Source organism: Bartonella sp. AP88HLJMH (assembly GCF_042195605.1).
Lineage (GTDB): Bacteria > Pseudomonadota > Alphaproteobacteria > Rhizobiales > Rhizobiaceae > Bartonella.
Map to the genome: position 1 here is coordinate 1 of NZ_JBHIOR010000062.1, position 2,139 is coordinate 2,139.

Genomic DNA, 2,139 nt, shown 5'->3' on the forward strand with positions numbered 1-2,139 from the left:
TGCGTGAAAGAGCGGCAACATACAGAGGAAGAAGCATTTGAGAGAGGTTAGAGAATGAATGCAGAAATGAACGAAGCTATGAATGAAGATTACAGAGTTGGAGCACCGGTCTTTGATGATGAGAGCTCTTTTGATGCCGGCACTTATGATGGTGAAACGATTGATAATGATGATGTCACCTCTCCAGAGCCGGTTGCACAGCCCGTTGAAAAGCCTTCAGAGATTGTTCCTAGTATAGAACAGCAGCGTATGGAGCAACAAGCCAAACAAGCTCGTGAAGCGCTTGTCAAGCTTTATGAACCCCAGTCCCAGACGCCAATGGTTGAAGGTGAAAATGCACCCCCAGACCCTACACAAGACATTATTGGCTATATGAGTTGGATGGGAAAAAAGATTCGAGAGCAGGATGCGTATATTAGGGAACAGAAAGAAGCGCTAAGACAAGCTGAGGAACGGCAGCAGCATGATATACGTCTTGGTGAATTTTTTAATAATTCTGTTAAGTCGTTTCAAAATAAATCCAGTGATTTTGACGCCGCGGCAAATTTTCTTTATGAGGCACGCGCAAAGGAATTGAGTTCTTGGTCATCACTTTATCCTGAGTATGGACAACAAAACACAATAGATGCGATTATAAGAGATCAATTGCATGCTCTTGTAGCCACTTGTGCACAAAGAGATCTCAATCCGGCAGAAGAGATTTATAGAATAGCGCAAAACCTTGGCTATCAGAACCAAGCAGTGCAAGCGAATAATCAAGTTGCAGCACTTCAAAGCCGTCAGAATTCTGCGAGAACCTTAACGGCATCTGGTGGAGGGGGCGTGACGGGTCCTATGACCAAAGAGACACTTGCGAATATGTCAGAAAAGGAATTCAACGCATGGATATCCAATCCGAAAAATGAAGCCCGTTTTTATGAAATAATGGGTGCAGACCCTGATTAGGCAATCAGTTTTACAACATAATCCGCCTTGATGCGGGTTTTCCACCGGCTTTAAGCCGGTTTTTTTACAGCAAAGAAAGGTGAAATCAATGGCAACAACACATATAGGAACCCATGATCCGCAATCGGTGAAATTGTGGTCACAGAAATTAAGCAATGAAGTTTTGAAAGCGACAAAAATTGCCCCTCTTATTGGCAAAAGTTCGAACAGCATTATCCAACTTTATAACGAAACCCATAAGAGCGCAGGGGATAGTGTTACGTTCAGTTTGCTAGTCAATCTGTTTGGAGATGGTGTCACGCAAGGCGAAACCTTAGAAGGCAATGAAGAGGCGCTTCAATTTATGAATGATCGGTTGGTGATTAACGAGCTTTTACATGCGGCGCGTGTTGCCAATGATGATTCGATTGATCAACAGAGAATCCTCCCGAATTTACGTAAGAAAGCGAAAGAAGGCTTGGTTCGCTGGTATGCCAATCGTTTAAGCATCATGTTCTTTTTGCAGGTATGTGGTTATACAGCCCGTACGATTAGCGTTGATGGTCGAGAAGTGTACATTAAACCGGTTCATTATGGCTTTAATGAAATCATGGCACCAAGCAGTGAACGGATTATCCGCCCCGATGGGAAAACCAAAGATGAAGATCTTAATGATAAAGCCAAACATAGCTTTAGTTTGAAGCTTATTGATGAAGCGGTTAAACAAGCCAAACTTGCCAATCCGCAAATTTCCCCCGTCCATGTTAACGGTGATGATGTTTACGTTCTCTATTTGCACCCAACACAAGTGATGCAATTGCGTACCAATACAGCCGCTGGTGAGTGGTTAGATATCCAAAAATCGGTTTATGCGACTTCTCGTGCAAAGAACCCAATCTTTGATGGTTCTCTTGGCATGTATAATGGTGTTGTTTTACGCGAAGCTATTCATGTTACCCATGGTGTTAAATCGACAGATAATACAGCTGTTAAAAGTGTGCGTCGCGCGGTGTTTCTAGGGGCGCAAAGTGCTGTTATTGGTTTTGGCAAAAATCACAGTGCAACGCATTATACGCTTAAAGAAGAGTATTTTGATTATGAACGTGAATTTGGTGTTGCAGCCAAAACCTTAATAGGAATGAAGAAAACCCGTTTCAAATTTCCAAATAGCTCTCAAGCAGCGCAAGATTTTGGAACGATTGTTATCCCCACCTA

Annotated in this window: 2 protein-coding genes; both read left to right on the forward strand. The window is 42.8% G+C overall.

All coding sequences use genetic code 11. The features are described from left to right. Positions 1-54: 54 nt before the first annotated feature. Complete coding sequence (locus ACFIMA_RS09460; RefSeq protein ID WP_375693395.1) at positions 55-945, forward strand: hypothetical protein; 891 nt, start codon at positions 55-57, stop codon at positions 943-945. Between the two features lie 88 nt (positions 946-1,033). Continuing rightward, a partial coding sequence (locus ACFIMA_RS09465) for a N4-gp56 family major capsid protein (protein WP_375693394.1) occupies positions 1,034-2,139 on the forward strand: 1,106 nt, incomplete at its 3' end.

What these genes read in the sequence shown, in the direction of transcription:
- ACFIMA_RS09460 (WP_375693395.1), top strand. Translation starts at nt 55, where the DNA reads ATGAATGCAGAAATGAACGAAGCTATGAATGAAGATTACAGAGTTGGA.